Origin of the sequence: Paracoccus aerodenitrificans, assembly GCF_027913215.1 — a bacterium.
GTDB lineage: Bacteria > Pseudomonadota > Alphaproteobacteria > Rhodobacterales > Rhodobacteraceae > Paracoccus > Paracoccus aerodenitrificans.
This window is the reverse complement of the sequence record NZ_CP115784.1, coordinates 1,430,908-1,448,978: the sequence shown is the minus strand read 5'-3', so window position 1 is coordinate 1,448,978 and position 18,071 is coordinate 1,430,908. Positions and strand designations below refer to the sequence as shown.

The window sequence follows — 18,071 nt, the reverse complement described above, 5'->3', positions numbered from 1 at the left end:
CCGGGATCATCACCGCCGTCAGCACTGCATCAGCACTCGGGCAGGTTCACCGCAATGCCGCCGGTCGAGGTTTCCTTGTATTTCATATTCATGTCGCGCCCGGTTTCCAGCATGACCCGGATGCAATTATCCAGAGGCATGAAATGCGACCCGTCCCCGCGCAGCGCCAGACTGGCGGCAGCGACGGCCTTGATCGCCCCAAGCGCATTGCGTTCGATACATGGCACCTGAACCAGCCCCGCCGCCGGATCGCAGGTCATGCCCAGATGATGCTCAAGCGCGATTTCGGCGGCGTTTTCGACCTGCTCATTACTGCCGCCAAGCGCCGCGCAAAGCCCCGCCGCCGCCATTGCGGCAGCCGATCCGACCTCTCCCTGACAGCCGACCTCGGCACCGGAAATCGAGGCGTTATGCTTGATCACACCGCCAATCGCCGCAGCTACCAGAAGCAGGTTGCGCTCACCCTCATGGGTGGGTGCGACGCAGTGTTCCCGGTAATAGCGCAGTACCGAAGGCACCACCCCCGCCGCGCCGTTGGTCGGCGAGGTCACGACGCGGCCACCCGCCGCGTTTTCTTCGTTCACCGCGATGGCATAAACGCTCAGCCAGTCATTGCCCTGATGCGGCTGCGCCAGATTCTGGCCCTTCTCATCCTGAAGCTGCCGGTAAATCCCTTTCGCACGCCGCCTGACATTCAGCCCGCCCGGCAACACGCCATCCTGTTCCAGCCCTCGGTCGATGCATTCATTCATTACCCGCAGGATCCGGTCCAACCCTTCATCCGGTGCATGTCCAAGCCGCGCGGTCTCATTCGCCCGCTTCATTTCGGCAATGGTCTTGCCGGATGCCTTGCCCATTGCCAGCATCTCGGCGGCACTGCGAAAGGGAAAGGGCACTGCCGATTCTGACGCCTCGGCGCTGTCCTGCGAAGCCTGCTGCGCCTCCAGCTCTGCCTCGGTCAGGACGAAACCGCCGCCGACGGAATAATAAGTCTCCTGATGATACAGATTTCCCGCCTTGTCGAAGGCCCGCAGGATCATGCCATTGGCATGGCCCGGAAGCTGGCGGTCATAGTCAAAGACCAGATCCGTCTCGGGCGCGAAACGCAGCTCTCCCAGACCTTCGGGATGGACGAGACCGCTGCGGCGGACCTCGGCTTCCATCTCCTCGGCCATGTCGGGATCGGCGGTTTCCGGAGAAAGCCCGCAAAATCCAAGGATCACCGCGCGGTCCGTCGCATGCCCCTTGCCGGTGAAGGCCAGAGACCCATGCAGGCTTGCCCCAAGCCCGAAAACCTGCCCCGCGCCCGGAATGCGCTCGACCCCGCCGCGCAGATCGTCGAGAAACCGCCCGGCGGCAACCATTGGTCCCATCGTATGCGACGAGGACGGGCCGATTCCGATCTTGAAGATATCGAATACGGACAGAAACATCAGGAAACGGCCTTTCGTCTGCCGCATCCCGCCACAGTACCGCAGTGGCCTGTCAAGAGCCTGACGGGCGGGTGCAATTGGGTAAAGAACTCAGCCATATCAGGTTCTTTTGCCTCACATCATGTCTGCCGCAATCTCCCGGCATTGCTGTTCATAGCAGAGGAACAGGACAAGGCGCAAAGCCGTTCCGAAGATCCGTGCGAAACCGGTATCCCTTATGTCCGCAGCAGTCCCGCCCCGCCTTACGTGCAAATCGACACAGGAATCGTCACCGGCGGGCAGTGGCAACCGACACCCCCGGGCGGCGAAATTCGACAGTGCCGAGCATATCTAGTGATATCATCCCCTCGAACAGTGCGGCGGGATCGTGATGAGGATAGGTAAGCAAAGGCGGGCAGCGCGGAGACCCCAGCTATCGCAGCGCTGCCCGCCTTTGCTGGGCACATGTTTGAAAATTCGTGTTACCGTGCTCGAGCGCTTTGCGGATAGCAGAATCTTGCCGAACTTTGCCCAGTCTAAATCTGACGATGCCCTCAGTCTGCAGAGTGTTCACATCGCACTTTCGGCCCTTTCCAGACTTTCGCGACCAAACATGGTGCCGCGGTGCGGCCCGCCAATCCGGTCATTCGCCGCGCTCGCGAAGTCTGATCAAACCTGAATTCACACTATGCGGACTTTGTTGACCATGGCAGCTATCATCCGCAGCGGTCTTTTTGATCGCGACCCATCATCAATAATAACCTTGTACCGCTTCGCAATCCTAGGGTCAGGACTCGTTCTCGATCATAACCAGAAGATGACGGTCGCGGCGAGCAGGACTGCAGAGAAGAAGGTCTCGGGGCAACGGTCGTATCGGGTGGCGACGCGCCTCCAATCCTTGAGTCGGCCGAACATGATTTCGATGCGGTTGCGGCGTTTGTAGCGCCGCTTGTCGTATTTGACGGGTTTCTTGCGCGACTTCCGACCCGGGATGCAAACCTTTATCCCCTTGTTTTTCAAGGCATCTCTGAACCAGTCGGCATCATAGCCCCGATCGGCCAGCAGCCAATCCGCCTCCGGCAGGCTGTTCAGAAGTGCCGCTGCCCCGGTGTAATCACTGACTTGTCCGGCGGACATGAAGAACCCTATCGGGCGGCCCTTCGCGTCGGTGACGGCGTGCAGTTTCGTGTTCATGCCGCCTTTCGTTCGCCCGATCTGGCGCCCGCGCCCCCTTTTTTGATCCGCAGGCTCGAGGCCGTGCGGTGCGCTTTCAGATAGGTCGCGTCGATCATGATCGTATTGTGTTCGGCGCTCTCGGCGGCGAGGCCCACCATGATCCGGGCGAAGGTCCCGTTCTCGCTCCAGCGCTTCCAGCGGTTGTAGAGCGTCTTGGCGGGGCCGTAGTCCGTCGGCGCGTCGCACCATCGCAAGCCATTACGATTGATGAATATTATGCCGCTCAGCACACGCCGGTCGTCAACGCGTGGCTTGCCGTGGGATTTCGGGAAATAGGGTTTCAGACGCTCCATCTGCGCGTCAGTCAGCCAGAAAAGGTTGCTCATAAATCAGGTCTCCTTGCAGAGCCTGAATCACGCAAACAGCCCGAAATCAATGGGTCTGGAGCCTAAGTTGCGACTGGATTAAACGTAACCAGAATGTGCTGATCACAGGCAAGAGCGGAACAGGAAAAACCTGGCTCGGTTGCTGCCTGGGAATGCAGGCCATCCGCAACGGCATCAGCGTCTCCTATCGGATGGTTTCCCGCATCCTGGAGGAATTTGAGCTTGCGCATTTGGAAGGCACCACCCCAAGGTTGCGTGCGTATTATAAGCGGGCAGACTTGCTCATCCTTGACGACTTCGGCGTCAGCAAGCTCAAGGCGACAGGCAAGCATGATCTTCTGGAACTCCTGGATGACCGCATCGGCGACCGCGCATCGCATCGAGCTTTCTGGGCCGTCCTTGCGACGAAAAACGATCTGACGCCGCTGCACATCAATGTCGGGGCGGGTGATCAACGCTGTCGGTTCTGATTGTCCGCCCATGATGAAGCGACATGATCATGCATGTCGATTTATCTTACTACCAGCACCTTACGCAACAGGCCGGGCCTGAACCGTGACCCTCTCTGCACTCATATTTCCGCCGCGCGAGCCATATCGACGAAGTTGCGCAGATAGGCCGGCCAATCCGGCCCACTGCGCAGGCCCAGATGGATGCTTTTGCGGATCCCATCCCCGATTCTCAGCGCCGAGACCCCCGCCACGTCCCGCAGTAGCCAGTCAGGCGTTGCGCTGACGGCACGCCCGGACGCAACAAGACGCAGCATCAGATCGGTGGTCTCAACCGTCCGGTGCCTGCGGGGAAGTGCGCCGGCGGGCACAAGAAACTGGCTGTAAATATCCAGCCTTTCCCGCGCAATCGGATAGCTCACAAGCGTCTCTGCCGTCAGATCGGACGGCGCGGCACTGGATTTTTCGGCCAGTGGGTGATCCCGCGCAACGGCCAGAACCAGCTCATAATCGAAGACCGGAACATATGTCAGCCCCGGACGCTCAATCGGATCGGGTGTCACGAGCACATCAATCTCATGACCCAGAAGCGCCGCGAGACCGCCGAACTGAAAGGCCGAAGTCACATCCAGATCCACATCCGGCCATGCAGCAAGAAAGGGATCGACCACCCGCATCAGCCAGTCCTGACAGGGATGGCATTCCATCCCCACCCGGACCGCGCCACGCCTGCCCCGTGCGTAGTCCTCGATCACCGTCGCGCCATGCTCAAGCTGAGGCAGAACCCGGTTCGCTAGAGCCAGAAGATATTCCCCCGCCGCAGTCAGCCGCAATCGCCGCCCTTCTCTTTCCCAGAGAGTGACACCGTGTCGTTCTTCAAACCGTTTCACGGCATGGCTGACGGCGGATTGCGTCAGGAACAGACGATCCGCTGCGAGCGTCAGATTGCCGCTCCGTTCGACCTCGCGAAGAATGGCAAGAGGCTGGATGTCGATCACGATAAATGACTCCGGTTCATGTTATCCTGATTTATTCCCATTTTTCGTCATGGACAATCCGCTGTTAGGCAGGTCCCGAAACAAGAATCGGAGATTGTCATGGTCACAGCCGCAAATCTGGGCATCCCGCGGATCGGCGCGAAGCGAGAGCTGAAAAAGGCGCTTGAAGACTATTGGAAGGGAGATATCGACGCCGCTGCGCTGGAACGCACGGGCGCAGAATTACGGGCGCAGAACTGGGCGTTGCAGCGCGATGCCGGGATCTCGCGCATCCCGTCGAATGATTTTTCCTTCTACGATCAGATGCTGGATATGACGCAGCTTCTGGGCGCGGTCCCTGCCCGTTTCGCGGGGCTGAGCGGGCTGGACGCCTATTTCGGCATGGCGCGGGGGACAGACAGCGTAGCGGCGATGGAGATGACGAAGTGGTTCGACACGAATTATCACTTTCTGGTCCCCGAACTGACCGACGATCTGCATTTTACCCTCAGCAGCAATACCCCTCTGGACCGCTTCCTTGAGGCAAAGGAACAGGGCATTCAAACCCGCCCGATACTGATCGGGCCGGTGACATGGCTGTCGCTCGCCAAGGTCAAGACCGAGGGGCTGAACCCGTTTTCTCTGCTGCCGCGCATTCTGCCGGTCTATCGGGAATTGCTTGGCAGGCTGGCCGAAGCCGGGGCGGATTGGGTGCAGATCGACGAACCCGTTCTGGTCCGCGATCTTAGCCCCGGCGCGGCAGAGGCGCTGCGCGAAGCCTATGGGGTCCTGTCGCATTCCGGCCCGAAACTGCTGCTTGCGACCTATTTCGGGGCGCTTGGGGATAATCTGGATTTGGCGGCGGAACTGCCGGTTCACGGGCTGCATGTCGATCTGGTGCGGGCACCTGCTCAGCTTGATGCGGTGCTGGAGGCTGTCGGAGACAAGACGCTGTCTCTGGGTCTGATCGACGGGCGGAATATCTGGCGGTCGGATCTGTCGACGGCACTGAGGCTTGCGCAGAAGGCGGTCGCGGCGCTTGGCCCGGACCGGGTCGAGATCGCGCCGTCCTGCTCGCTTCTGCACAGCCCGGTCGATCTGGACCACGAAATCGCGCTCGATGATGAACTGAAATCCTGGCTGGCCTTTGCCTGTCAGAAGCTTGATGAGATCGTGGCGCTTGCCCGTGCCGCCGAATCCGGGCGAGAGGCCGCCGCCGAGGCGTTCGACGCCGCCGATGCCGCCATTGCATCCCGCGCCGCCTCGACCCGGATTCACGACAATGTCGTGAAATCACGCGCCGCCGCCATCGGCGAGGCGGATCTGCGCAGGCGCAGCGCCTATCCCGAACGGATCGCGACACAGCAGGCATTGCTTGGCCTGCCGCTTTTCCCGACCACGACGATTGGATCGTATCCGCAGACGCAGGAAATCCGCAAAGCCCGCGCTGCGCATCGCCGGGGCGATCTGGACGATGCGGCCTATCGTGCCTTTCTTGAAAACCAGACACGCGATTGTATCCGGCGGCAGGAAGAAGCCGGGCTGGACGTGCTGGTTCACGGCGAATTCGAGCGGAACGATATGGTCGAATATTTTGGCGAGAAACTCTCCGGCTTTGCGTTCACGAAAAATGGCTGGGTGCAGTCTTACGGTTCGCGCTGCGTGAAGCCTCCGGTCATTTACGGCGATGTGTCGCGTCCGGCACCGATGACCGTGGACTGGGCGCAATTCGCAGCCTCGCAGACTTCGCGCCCCATGAAGGGCATGCTGACCGGGCCGGTGACGATCCTGCAATGGTCCTTCGTGCGCGACGATCAGCCCCGCTCGGAAACCGCGAAACAGATCGCACTGGCCATTCGCGATGAGGTTGCCGATCTGGAGTCCGCCGGTCTGCCGGTGATCCAGATCGACGAAGCCGCCTTGCGCGAAGGCCTGCCCCTGCGCCGGGCCGAGTGGCAGGATTATCTGGATTGGGCGGTCGCCGCTTTCCGTCTGGCCTCATCCGTGGCGGGTGATGAGACGCAGATCCACACCCATATGTGTTACTCGGATTTCAACGACATCATGCCCTCGATCGCGGCGATGGATGCGGATGTGATCTCGATCGAGACATCGCGCTCGGATATGGAGTTGCTGGAGGTATTCCGCGATTTCGACTACCCGAACCAGATCGGGCCGGGTGTCTGGGATATCCACAGCCCGCGCGTCCCCGATGAGGCAGAAATGACGCGGCTTCTTCGCGCCGCAGCAAAGCTTATCCCGGCTGAGCGGATCTGGGTCAATCCCGATTGCGGCCTGAAAACGCGCGGCTGGCGCGAAGTGGAAACCTCGCTGCGCCATCTGGTTTCTGCTGCGGCGCGGCTGCGTCAGGATGAAAAGCGGGATTCGCTGCAGCCAGCCTGAACCGCAGGACAAGAACAGACAGCGCCGGGCTTCCGATCCGGCGCTGTTCCGCCTTAACTCTCTGTCGGCCCGGTCTGCATCAGCCGCCGCGCCAGATAGGCGGCGCAGCGTGCTGTCAGCCCCGCCGGATCGCGCGGCGGACAAAGCTCGACAATATCGGTCACCGCCAGCTTGCCCGAGATCATCACCCGATCAATCAGCGCCTCGACGACGCATAAAGGCACCCCACGCGCAGCCGGAGCACTCACTCCCGGTGCGAGACTGCCGGGCAGGACATCCAGATCAATCGTCAGATAAACCAGATCGCTTTCGGAACAGATCCGGTCGATGCAGTGAAAACCGGGTTCGGCCGAGGATTGCAGATGGTGGTCCGGGACGATGTCGACGGACCAGTCCCGCGCACGTTCCATTAATGCGGCAGTATTCGCCTCATCCGCGACGCCCAGAACGGCATAGGTGAAACTCTCCGGCTCGGCGTCTTGGATCTGCCAGAATGGTGTGCCGGACGACGCTCCGGCAGGGCCGACTGTACGCAGGTCAAGATGCGCGTCGATATTGACGATCCCGATCCGGGCCGAGGGATGGGCCCGGCGCAGACCGGACCAGCTTCCGAATGCGGTTTCATGGCCGCCGCCCAGAATGACGACGCGCTTATGATTTGCCAGCAGCCCGGCGACGTGCTTGCCGAGTTCCTTCTGGCCGGGCGCGGGATCCTCTTCCGCGACCACCACATCGCCCGCATCGAGAAATCCGCGATGCTGCGCAGAGGCGGCAAGGTTCGACAGCGCCATGCGGATCGCGGCGGGACCCTGCGCGGCGCCGGGATGGCCCTTGTTGCGGCTGATACCGGCATCGCAGCAAAAGCCGATCAGCGCCACCGGCGCATCCGCCGCATTGGCAAGATGATGCATCCGCCGGGCCAGATCGCCATCCTCGGGATCGTTCCGGCCCGACCATTCCGCCGCCGCCACATGATACGCCATCGAACCGCCCTTCCTTCCGCAGTCCCCGGGCATCGAGGATCAGCCCAGAATACCCGGCAGAGTCAGCCCGTTTTCGCGGGCGCAGTCCAGTGCGATCTCATAACCCGCATCGGCGTGGCGCATGACGCCCGTCGCTGGATCGTTCCACAGAACCCGCGCGATGCGGCGATCCGCATCCTCGCTTCCGTCGCAACAGATCACCATGCCCGAATGCTGCGAGAACCCCATGCCGACGCCGCCGCCGTGATGCAGGCTGACCCATGTGGCACCCGATGCCGTATTCAGCAGCGCGTTCAGCAAGGGCCAGTCCGAGACTGCATCGCTGCCGTCGCGCATCGCCTCGGTTTCGCGGTTCGGGCTGGCGACAGAGCCGCTGTCCAGGTGGTCCCTGCCGATCACGATGGGGGCCGACAGCTCACCCGTCCGGACCATTTCATTGAAGGCGAGGCCGAGTTTGTGGCGCAGACCCAGACCGACCCAGCAGATCCTTGCGGGCAGGCCCTGAAAACTGATCCGTTCCCGCGCCATATCCAGCCAGTTATGCAGATGCGGGTCGTCGATCAGTTCCTTCACCTTCGCATCGGTCTTATGGATATCCTCGGGGTCGCCCGACAGCGCTGCCCAACGAAACGGCCCGATCCCCCGGCAGAAAAGCGGGCGGATATAGGCGGGAACGAAGCCCGGAAAGGCAAAAGCGTTCTCAAGCCCCTCTTCCAGAGCCATCTGACGGATATTATTGCCGTAATCCACCGTCGGGATGCCCTGCTGATGAAACGCCACCATCGCGGCGACCTGATCGCGCATCGACGCCCGCGCAGCCCGAGCGACAGAACCGGGATCGGTCTCTTGCTTCGAGCGCCATTCAGCCACGCTCCACCCGGCGGGAAGATAGCCATGCACGGGGTCATGGGCCGAGGTCTGGTCGGTCACGATATCGGGCCGGACCCCGCGCCGGACCAGTTCGGGGAAAATCTCGGCCGCATTGCCGATCAGCGCGACGGATTTTGCCTGCCCCGCCTTCGTCCAGCGATCGATCATCGCAAGCGCTTCATCCAGATCATGCGTCTTTTCATCGACATAGCGGGTCCGCAAACGGAAATCGGCGCGGGTTTCGTCACACTCGACCGCAAGGCAGCACGCACCGGCCATCACCGCCGCCAGAGGCTGCGCCCCGCCCATGCCGCCAAGCCCTCCGGTCAGGATCCAGCGCCCCGAAAGATCGCCGTCATAATGCTGCCGCCCGGCCTCGACGAAGGTTTCATAGGTTCCCTGAACGATCCCCTGAGAGCCGATATAGATCCATGATCCGGCGGTCATCTGGCCGTACATGGCCAGACCTTTCTTATCCAGCTCATTGAAATGATCCCAGTTGGCCCAATGTGGCACCAGATTGGAATTCGCGATCAGCACACGCGGGGCATCCTTATGGGTGCGGAACACGCCGACCGGCTTGCCGGACTGGACCAGCAGGGTTTCGTCATCCTCAAGATTGCGCAGCGTATCTGCAATCAGATCGAAATCCTTCCATGTCCGCGCCGCCCGTCCGATGCCGCCATAGACGACCAGCTCATGCGGGTTCTCAGCCACATCGGGATGAAGATTATTCATCAGCATCCGCAGCGGAGCCTCGGTCAGCCATGATTTCGCGGTGATCCCGGTCCCTGTCGCGGGAAACACATCGCGGGTATTGTGACGGGGATTATCCATCTGCATCCTCTCTTGCAAAAGGCGGGTCCGCCCACCTGAGTCATGTTTCGCGGGGCAAAGCCGCCGGATCGGAAATCAGGGCCGGATTTCGGCCAGAATATCGCCAGAGACCGCCCTCTCCAGATCCCCCCCGAGGATCAGCGCCGCCGCGTCTGAAAGCTCGGGCGCAAGGAAGCGATCATCGGTCAACGGTGCCACCGTCTCGCGCAGCTTCGCCAGAACCGCCTGCAAGGCGTCCGAGGTTTTCAGCGGGGCACGGAACTCGATCCCCGCCGCCGCGCAAAGCGCTTCGATGCCGATGATATGGGCGAGATTTGCGGTCATGCGCTTCAGCCTGCGTGCACCATGCGCGGCCATCGAGACATGGTCTTCCTGATTGGCCGAGGTCGGCGTGGAATCGGTCGAGCAGGGATTGGCGAGATGTTTATTCTCGCTCATCAGCGCGGCAGAGGTCACCTCGGCGATCATCAGCCCCGAATTCAGCCCCGGCTCGGGCGTCAGGAAGGCGGGCAGATCATGGTTCAGCACCGGATCGACCATCAGCGCGATGCGGCGTTGCGCAATCGCGCCGATCTCGGCCACGGCCAAAGCGATCTGGTCAGCGGCAAAGGCGACCGGCTCGGCGTGGAAATTCCCACCCGAGACGATCAGCCCGGCATCCCGCAGCACCAGCGGATTATCGGTTGCGGCATTCGCTTCGATTTCCAGACTTCGCGCGGCCTGCCAGAGAAGATCGATACAGGCCCCCGTCACCTGCGGCTGGCAGCGTATGCAGTAAGGATCCTGCACCCTGCCATCTCCGGCCAGATGGCTGTCGCGGATTTCCGACCCCTCCATCAACTCGCGCAGAACACGCGCCGCCGTGATCTGGCCCCGATGACCGCGCAGCGCGTGGATTTCGGCGTGGAATGGCGCGGTCGAGCCCATTGCCGCATCGGTGGACATGGCCGAAACGACAAGCGCGGCACGCGCCGCCGCGAAGGCCTCGAAAAGCCCGGTCAGGGCGAAGGCGGTCGAGACCTGCGTGCCGTTGATCAGCGCCAGCCCCTCTTTCGCGGTCAGGGAAACGGGCGTCAGCCCCGCCGCAGATAATGCGTCTTTCCCGGACATCTCACGGTTTTCGAAAACCGCGCGTCCCTCTCCGATCATGACCGCGGCCATATGCGCCAGCGGCGCAAGATCGCCCGACGCCCCGACCGAGCCCTGCGCCGGAATGACCGGCAGCACACCCCGCGACAGCATATCTTCCAGCAATGTCACGAGAACCGGCCGAACCCCCGAGGCACCGCGCCCCAGAGACAGCAGTTTCAGCGTCATGATCAGCCGGACGGTTTCCGCCTCGACCGGCTCTCCGACGCCGCAGCAATGCGACAGGATCAGGTTGCGCTGAAGCGTGGCGGTACCCTCGGGCCGGATCTTGATCGAGGCCAGCTTGCCGAAGCCGGTATTCACCCCGTACACAGGCGCGTCGCCGATTGCGGCGGATTCGATCAGTGCAGCGGAATCGGCAATCGCCTGACGGCATGACGGATCAAGCGAGGCTGTCAGACCCTCGCGCCAGATATGTTCCAGCCGGGACAGCGTGACGCTTCCCGGAAGCAATGTGAGATCAGACATAGACGCCTCCGACCATACGGGCATGAAGGGGATTGAAACCGATGCGATAGCTCAGCTCTGCCGGATCGCTGATATCCCAGACAACCAGATCAGAGCGCTTGCCCGGCGCGATCACGCCGCGATCCGACAGCCCGAGGGCGCGGGCCGCGTTCCGCGTCACTCCGGCAAGGCATTCCGCAGGCGTCATCCGAAAAAGCGTCGCCGCCATATTCATCGCCAGCAGCAGCGAGTTCAGCGGCGATGTCCCCGGATTGCAATCCGTCGCAAGCGCGATCGGCACAGCGGCATCCCGCAGCGCCTGAACCGGAGGCAATCGCGTTTCCCGCAGCGTATAGAACGCCCCGGGCAGCAACACCGCGACCGTTCCTGCCCGCGCCATCGCGTCGATCCCGTCCTGCCCCAGATATTCCAGATGATCGGCAGACAACGCGTGACAGGATGCCGCCATTGCAGCTCCGCCAAGATCGGAAAGCTGTTCGGCGTGGATCTTCACCGGAAGTCCAAGCCCGCTTGCGTGATCGAAGACCTGCCGAACTTCCTCGACGGAAAAGGCGATCCCTTCGCAGAACCCGTCCACCGCGTCGATCAGCCCTTCGCAATGCCCGCGAGTCATTCCGGCGATCACCACATCCAGCAGATAGCCCGCCCGATCCTCACGATATTCAGGCGGCAGTGCATGGGCGGCAAGCCAGCTTGTCCGCACCGTCACCGGCCTTTCCGCTGCAATCCTCCGCGCGACGCGCAGCATTTTCAGTTCGGAATCGATATCCAGCCCGTATCCGGATTTGATTTCCAGCGTCGTGACACCTTCGGCCAGCAGCGTATCCACACGCGGCAATGCCTGCGCCAGAAGCTCATCTTCTGAAGCCGCGCGTGTCGCCGTCACGCTTGAGACAATGCCGCCGCCCGCCCGCGCGATTTCCTCATAGCTTGCGCCCTTAAGCCGCATTTCGAATTCGGCGGCACGGTTTCCTCCGAAAACAATATGGGTATGGCAGTCGATCAGACCCGGAGTCACGACTCGGCCTTCAAAATCCCGGCGCGGGGCATCGCGATATTCGGACGGCAGATCCCGGGCCGCACCGCTCCAGAGGATCTGCTCACCGTCCACCACGATATCGGAGGGTTCCGACAGCTTCGTCCCCTGCGGATCGTCGCCCTGACCGGCGATCCGAAGATTTCCAAGGATCTGCATCATTGCCTCCTCTTTCCGCTAAAATATGTATATACTTAAATGGATAATTATGTCTATACTTATTTTCGGGGAGGAAATCATGTCGGAACCGGCAAGCCGCTCGGGCGGCCAGACATCGCAGAAAGCCCGGAACATCGCTGATGAGGCCCGCCGTCGCATTGCCTCTCAGGAATGGAAACAGGGCGACCGCATCCCGGATGAGGCCGATCTTGCGGTGGAATTCGGCGTGGCGCGTGCAACCGTGAACAAGGCGCTGCAATTACTGGCCGATGAGGGGCTGCTGGAACGCCGTCGCCGCGCCGGAACCCGGGTCGTAACCCATCCTGTGCGCAAGGCCGTGTTCGAAATCCCGATCATCCGCGAGCAGATCGAAAAAAGCGGGCAGATCTATGGATACAGGGTCGTCTCGCTGAGACATGCCCCGCCCCCGCCGCATCTGGTCAGCGATCTTGGCGCCGACGCGTCAGCCGCTTTCGTGCATCTGCAAGCGGTCCATTATGGCGATGAGCGACCGTTTCAATATGAGGATCGCTGGATCAACCTGACCGCGCTGCCGGGCATGGACCGGATCGATTTCGCCCGCGTCAACGCGAATGAATGGCTGGTCCGCAATGCGACATATCTGCGGGCGGATATTCAGTTTCTTGCCGAAAACGCAACCGAGCGCGACGCCGAATTGCTGGAAGCGGAACCCGGTCAGGCCCTTCTGATCCTGAGCCGGGCGACATGGAACGATAACGGGTTGATCACAAGCGCCCGCATCGCCTGTCAGCCGGGATTCATGTTCAGGGCGGCGGATTAAGACGGCGTTCAGAGTGCTGGCGCACGGGAAAGGCCTGCTCCGGGACTAAAAAGGGGTGGCGAGCCGAAGCTGCGCCACCCTCAAGGAGCTGATCCGGGTCGGGGAACCGAAGACGGAACAGGTCAGGCAGACAAAATCGCAGGAAGCCACAGCATAGCAATCGTCGTCACGGAAATGGCGAGAACACCCACCGCATCCGAGATCAGATCGCGAATCGAGACGTCTTCGCCGGTGAATACGGATTTCATGGCCTTAGTCATGGCAACCTCCTTGCGAGTTGCCCCTTTGTTCTCATTTATCTTCCGATTCGGCAAGAACTTTTTAGGAACATTTTAACCTGTCTTGATCAGCCGTATCGCCAGATCCTGCTCCATCAGCCAGAGAAGTGTGCGGATCGCGGCCCCGCGTTCGCTGCTCATCTCGGGGTCGCGCTCAAGAAAACTTCGTGCGTCCTGCTGCGCGGTGAACATCAGACCCGCCTGCCGCTCAAGATCGGCCACCCGAAAGCGCGGCAGGCCGGATTGCGCCGTTCCGATCAGATCGCCTGCCCCGCGCATCTGAAGATCAACCTCAGCAATGCGGAACCCGTCCTCGGTCTCGCGCAGGGTCTGAAGCCGCTTCGCCCCGGTCTCGGAAAGCGGCGCGTGATACATCAGGACGCAGCTCGACGCCGCCTGCCCCCGTCCCACGCGCCCGCGCAGCTGGTGAAGCTGAGCAAGCCCGAAACTCTCGGCCCGCTCGATCACCATGATCGAGGCTTCCGGCACGTCCACACCGACCTCGATCACCGTTGTCGCGACAAGGATCTGCGCCCGCCCGGCCACGAAGTCGGCCATCGCCGCATCGCGCTCTTCAGCGGGCATCTGGCCATGCACCATCCGCACCGCCTCACCGAACCGCGCCCGCAAGGCAGAAAACCGTGCCTCGGCGGCGGTCAGGTCCGAAAGCTCTGATTCCTCGACCAGAGGGCACACCCAATAGGTTCGCGCCCCGCCCGCAATCGCCTTGCCGATCCGCTCGACGATTTCATCCATGCGGCGGTCATCAAGCATGATCGTCGTGACCGGCTTGCGGCCCGGAGGCTTCTCATCCAGCACCGACAGATCCAGATCGCCATATTGCGACAGGGCCAGCGAACGCGGGATGGGGGTCGCGGTCATGACCAGCACATCAGGCGGCGCGGTTTCACCCTTCGCCGCAAGCTTCACGCGCTGCGCCACGCCGAAACGGTGCTGTTCGTCGATCACCGCAAGGCGCAGATCGCGAAACCTCACCTCATCCTGAAACACGGCATGGGTCCCGACGAGAATATCGATCCGCCCCTCCACCAGATCGGTCAGGATATTCGCCCGCGCATCGCCCTTGTCACGGCCGGTCAGCGCCTCGATCCGGATCCCCGCCGCCTCGGCCAGAGGCAGCAAGCCACGCAAATGCTGCCGCGCAAGGATTTCGGTTGGCGCCATCATGACCCCCTGCCCCCCAGCCTCCACCGCGATCAGCAGGGACAGCATCGCGACCAGAGTCTTACCCGCGCCGACATCGCCCTGAAGCAAGCGGTTCATCCGCTCGGGCGCAGCCATATCGGCGGCGATTTCGTCGACTGCGCGGGTTTGCGCCCCCGTTGGCGGCCAGGGAAGGCTGGCCAGAACGCGCTGACGCAGACCCCCATCGCCGATGCTGGCGCGGCCCCGTGTCCGTCGATGCTGACGCCGCGCAAGCGCAAGCGTCACCTGATGGGCCAGCAATTCGTCATAGGCAAGCCGCGTCCGCGCCTTCGAACTAACCGACAGATCCGCAGGGCCCTGCGGCGCATGGGCTGAAATCAGGGCCTCGCGCCATTCTGGCCAGCCTTCACGGCGCAGCAAAGCCGGGTCGATCCATTCCGCAAGTTCCGGCGCACGGCTCAGCGCGGCATCGGCGGCTTTGGCCATCTGACGCTGAACCAGCCCGGCGCTCAGCGGATAGACCGGCTCGAACTCAGAGGGAAGCGCGGCGTTCTGGGGCAGGATATGGTCGGGATGAACCATCTGGGCGACGCCGTCGAAAAGCTCGACCTTGCCAGAGACGATCCTTGGATCACCGACGGGTAGTTCGCGTTCCAGCCAGTCGCGCCGCGCATGGAAAAACACCAGAACAAGATCACCGCCATGACCGTCATCGCAGATCACCCGATATGGCCGACCCTTGCCCGTCGGCGCGACATGGCGGCGGGCGCTGACTGTCAGCGTCGCGATTTCCGGGGTCTGAAGGTCAGCCACCCTGTCCACACGCCGCCGCGCGACCCCGCCCGAAGGCAAGGTGAACAACAGATCGCGCGGGCGGGTAACGCCCATTGACGACAGCGCCTCTGCCGCTTTCGGTCCGATCCCGGGAAGGGTCTCAGCCCCGGCGAAAAGCGGAAACAGGATCGGAGGGCGGCCCTTCGGCGCTATCCTATCAGGCTCAGCCATGTGTCCTCGTCAATCACCTCGACACCCAGTGCGGCGGCTTTCGTGGCCTTCGATCCCGCCCCCGGTCCGGCGACAAGAATATCGGTTTTCGCCGAAACCGACCCGGCCACCTTGGCCCCGAGAGCCTCTGCCCGCGCCTTCGCCTCGGCCCGTGTCATACGTTCCAGAGTACCCGTAAACACGATGGTCTTGCCCGCAATCGCGCTGCCCGCCATATCGGGGATTTCGGCATCCTCAACCGTCAGATGTCCGACAAGCGCATCAATCGACTGCCGCTCTTTCTGTTGGGAAAACGTCGCGCAGAGCGATTGCGCCACGACAGCCCCGATACCGTCAATATTGGTCAGCGTCTCATAGGCGGCAACGGCTTCCGGGCCCAAAGCGGGTTCTTGCGACAGAACCTTCTCGCGCGTGGCGCTGATCCGGGCGCGGCGACCCTCTGCCTCGGCGGCTGCCCGTTCGTGCAGGATGGCGTCATCGGCCAGCATATGCCGCTCTGCCGCCGGAATGGCGGCGTCGATCTCGGCCACGAATTTGTCCCAACTGCCGAAATACCGGGCCAGATCGGCGGCCACGACCTCACCCACATGGCGAATGCCAAGCGCATAGATCAGACGCGCAAGCGGAATGTGCCGGCGCTGCTCAATCGCATCGAACAGATTTTGCGCCGAGGTTTCGCCCCAGCCTTCGCGGTTTTTCAGCTTCGCAAGATTCTCCCGGTCACGCGCCGCCAGCGTGAAAATATCCGCCGGGCTGCGGATCGGAAGTATATCGTCGCGATAGAACGCCTCGATCTGTTTCGCGCCAAGCCCCTCAATATCGAACGCGCCGCGGCTGACGAAATGTTTCAGCTTCTCAATTGCCTGAGCGGGACAGATCAGCCCGCCCGTGCAGCGCCGCACGGCATCGCCCGGCTCACGTATCGCAGCCGATCCGCATTCGGGGCAGGTCTCGGGGAAAGTGAAGGGTTTTTCACTCCCGTCGCGCTTTGCCTCATCGACATCAGAGATCTTCGGGATCACGTCACCGGCCCGATAGACCTTCACCCAATCGCCGATCCTGATATCCGTGTCGCGGATCTTTTCCCCATTCGAACTGATCCCGGCAATATAGTCTTCATTATGCAGCGTCGCATTCGAGACCGTGACCCCGCCCACCGTCACCGGGTCCAGCCGCGCGACGGGCGACAACGCACCCGTCCGCCCGACCTGAATTTCGATATCGCGCAGCCGCGTCCAGGCGATTTCGGCAGGAAACTTATGCGCCAGAGCCCAACGCGGCGTGGTCGCGCGAAACCCCAGACGGTTCTGATATGCCAGATCGTTCACCTTGTAGACGACACCGTCAATGTCATAGCCAAGGCTCGCCCGCTGCGCCTCGATCGCGGCCCATTGGGCGATCATTTCTTCAACCGTATGACAGAGCCGGATCAGCCTGTTGATCTTAAATCCGAACGATTCCAGCCTTTCGACGGCCCGCATCTGCGTCTCCGCCAGAGCTTCGCTCAACTCGCCCCAGCTATAGGCGAAAAATTTCAGCGGGCGTGAGCGGGTGACTTCCGGATCGAGCTGACGCAGCGATCCTGCCGCAGCATTGCGCGGATTGGCAAAAATTCTGGCACCGCCTTTGGCATTGAGCGCGGCGAAATCGTCATGCGACATATAAACCTCGCCGCGCACCTCAACCATTTTCGGCGCGGTGCCATTGAGTGTATCCGGGATATCCGCAATCGTACGGGCATTGGCCAGCACGTTTTCGCCCACGGTTCCATCGCCACGCGTCGCGGCCTGAACAAGCCTGCCATCTTCATAGCGAAGTGAAAGCGACAAGCCATCGATCTTCGGCTCGGCGGTGAAATCCAGACCTTCTTCCGGCTCCAACCCGAGAAAGCTTCTGATCCGCGAGACAAATTCCGCCACCTCGGCCTCATCGAACGCATTGGCCAGAGACATCATGCGTTGCGCATGGGTGATCTTGCCGAAAGCGTCCGACGGTGCCGCCCCGACCTGCTGCGTCGGGCTGTCCGGATGGGCGAGTTGCGGGAATTTCTCCTCCAGAGCGGCAAGGCTGCGCTTCGCCCGGTCATATTCCGCATCCGTGATGGTCGGCGCGTCGTCACGATGATAATCGCTGTTCGCCTTCGACAGCATTTCGGTAAGCTGCGCGATATGGTCGGCGGCCTCCGCTTCGGTGATCGCGGACAAATCTACCGAAGAAGATGGCCACGCCGCCGCATCATCCCCATGCGCTGCGGTCTCTGCCATCGGGGACGTTTCCGTAGCGCCCCCGGCCCCAGCTTCTTTTGCCTCGGGTCGGGCGGATTTCCCACGCCCCGGCCCGTCAGTTTCCGCTTCGGATGTGCCTGTGCTGTTTTTGCGATCCTGCGCCGCCATCGTCCATCCCCTTCATGAAACAGCCCGGTTCACGCCACGGGCCGCACATATCGGGTGATAGACTCTGTGTCTGTGCCTGACCAGTCATCCGCGTCAGAGGAATCCGGCGATCACGGCACAG

Annotated in this window: 13 protein-coding genes; 3 read left to right on the top strand and 10 right to left on the bottom strand. The window is 61.9% G+C overall.

What is annotated here, in order from left to right; genetic code table 11:
• Nucleotides 1–29 precede the first annotated feature (29 nt).
• Nucleotides 30–1,433, bottom strand: a complete 1,404-nt coding sequence (locus tag PAE61_RS08560) for an L-serine ammonia-lyase (RefSeq protein WP_271115117.1) — start codon at nt 1,431–1,433, stop codon at nt 30–32.
• Nucleotides 1,434–2,216: 783 nt separating this feature from the next.
• Nucleotides 2,217–2,974, bottom strand: a protein-coding gene (locus PAE61_RS08555; protein WP_271114893.1) for an IS5 family transposase whose coding sequence is annotated in 2 segments (ribosomal slippage) — nt 2,217–2,638 and nt 2,638–2,974 — 759 coding nt in all. Because the reading frame shifts where the segments join, the coding sequence is not laid out codon by codon here.
• 26 nt (nt 2,975–3,000) lie between these two features.
• On the opposite strand from PAE61_RS08555, the gene PAE61_RS08550 reads away from it, so the two are divergent.
• Nucleotides 3,001–3,444 (top strand): ATP-binding protein, encoded by a 444-nt coding sequence (locus PAE61_RS08550; protein ID WP_271115116.1) that lies wholly within the window; start codon nt 3,001–3,003, stop codon nt 3,442–3,444.
• A gap of 101 nt (nt 3,445–3,545) precedes the next feature.
• On the opposite strand, the gene PAE61_RS08545 is transcribed toward PAE61_RS08550, so the two are convergent.
• Nucleotides 3,546–4,421: a LysR family transcriptional regulator gene (locus tag PAE61_RS08545; protein ID WP_271114892.1), complete on the bottom strand. Its 876-nt coding sequence runs from the start codon at nt 4,419–4,421 to the stop codon at nt 3,546–3,548.
• A 99-nt stretch (nt 4,422–4,520) separates the two neighbouring features.
• Here PAE61_RS08545 and metE point away from each other — a divergent pair, with 99 nt between their 5' ends.
• On the top strand, nt 4,521–6,803 hold the full coding sequence (gene metE, locus PAE61_RS08540; RefSeq protein WP_271114891.1) for a 5-methyltetrahydropteroyltriglutamate--homocysteine S-methyltransferase: 2,283 nt from the start codon (nt 4,521–4,523) through the stop codon (nt 6,801–6,803).
• A gap of 53 nt (nt 6,804–6,856) precedes the next feature.
• On the opposite strand, the gene hutG is transcribed toward metE, so the two are convergent.
• The 4 genes from hutG to hutI form a co-directional block, all read right to left on the bottom strand.
• Nucleotides 6,857–7,786: a formimidoylglutamase gene (gene hutG, locus PAE61_RS08535; RefSeq protein ID WP_271114890.1), complete on the bottom strand. Its 930-nt coding sequence runs from the start codon at nt 7,784–7,786 to the stop codon at nt 6,857–6,859.
• A gap of 39 nt (nt 7,787–7,825) precedes the next feature.
• Nucleotides 7,826–9,493: a urocanate hydratase gene (gene hutU, locus PAE61_RS08530; RefSeq protein ID WP_271114889.1), complete on the bottom strand. Its 1,668-nt coding sequence runs from the start codon at nt 9,491–9,493 to the stop codon at nt 7,826–7,828.
• A 75-nt stretch (nt 9,494–9,568) separates the two neighbouring features.
• Nucleotides 9,569–11,110, bottom strand: coding sequence for a histidine ammonia-lyase (gene hutH / locus PAE61_RS08525; RefSeq protein ID WP_271114888.1), 1,542 nt, complete (start codon nt 11,108–11,110; stop codon nt 9,569–9,571).
• A complete protein-coding gene (hutI, locus tag PAE61_RS08520) occupies nt 11,103–12,305 on the bottom strand; it encodes an imidazolonepropionase (RefSeq protein ID WP_271114887.1) in 1,203 nt (400 codons plus the stop codon). The genes hutH and hutI overlap by 8 nt, the downstream gene beginning before the upstream one ends.
• 79 nt (nt 12,306–12,384) lie before the next feature.
• Between hutI and hutC the strand changes: the two genes are divergently transcribed.
• Nucleotides 12,385–13,107: a histidine utilization transcriptional repressor HutC gene (gene hutC, locus PAE61_RS08515; RefSeq protein ID WP_271114886.1), complete on the top strand. Its 723-nt coding sequence runs from the start codon at nt 12,385–12,387 to the stop codon at nt 13,105–13,107.
• A gap of 122 nt (nt 13,108–13,229) precedes the next feature.
• Here the strand turns inward: hutC and PAE61_RS08510 are convergent, their stop codons facing one another.
• The 3 genes from PAE61_RS08510 to ligA all read right to left on the bottom strand — a co-directional run bounded on the left by PAE61_RS08510 (nt 13,230) and on the right by ligA (nt 17,821).
• A complete protein-coding gene (locus PAE61_RS08510) occupies nt 13,230–13,367 on the bottom strand; it encodes a hypothetical protein (protein WP_271114885.1) in 138 nt (45 codons plus the stop codon).
• 72 nt (nt 13,368–13,439) lie between these two features.
• Entirely contained in the window at nt 13,440–15,557 is a 2,118-nt protein-coding gene (gene recG, locus PAE61_RS08505) for an ATP-dependent DNA helicase RecG (RefSeq protein ID WP_271114884.1), read from the bottom strand.
• Nucleotides 15,536–17,821 (bottom strand): NAD-dependent DNA ligase LigA, encoded by a 2,286-nt coding sequence (gene ligA, locus PAE61_RS08500; RefSeq protein ID WP_271114883.1) that lies wholly within the window; start codon nt 17,819–17,821, stop codon nt 15,536–15,538. Before ligA ends, recG begins: the two co-directional genes overlap by 22 nt.
• Nucleotides 17,822–18,071 lie beyond the last annotated feature (250 nt).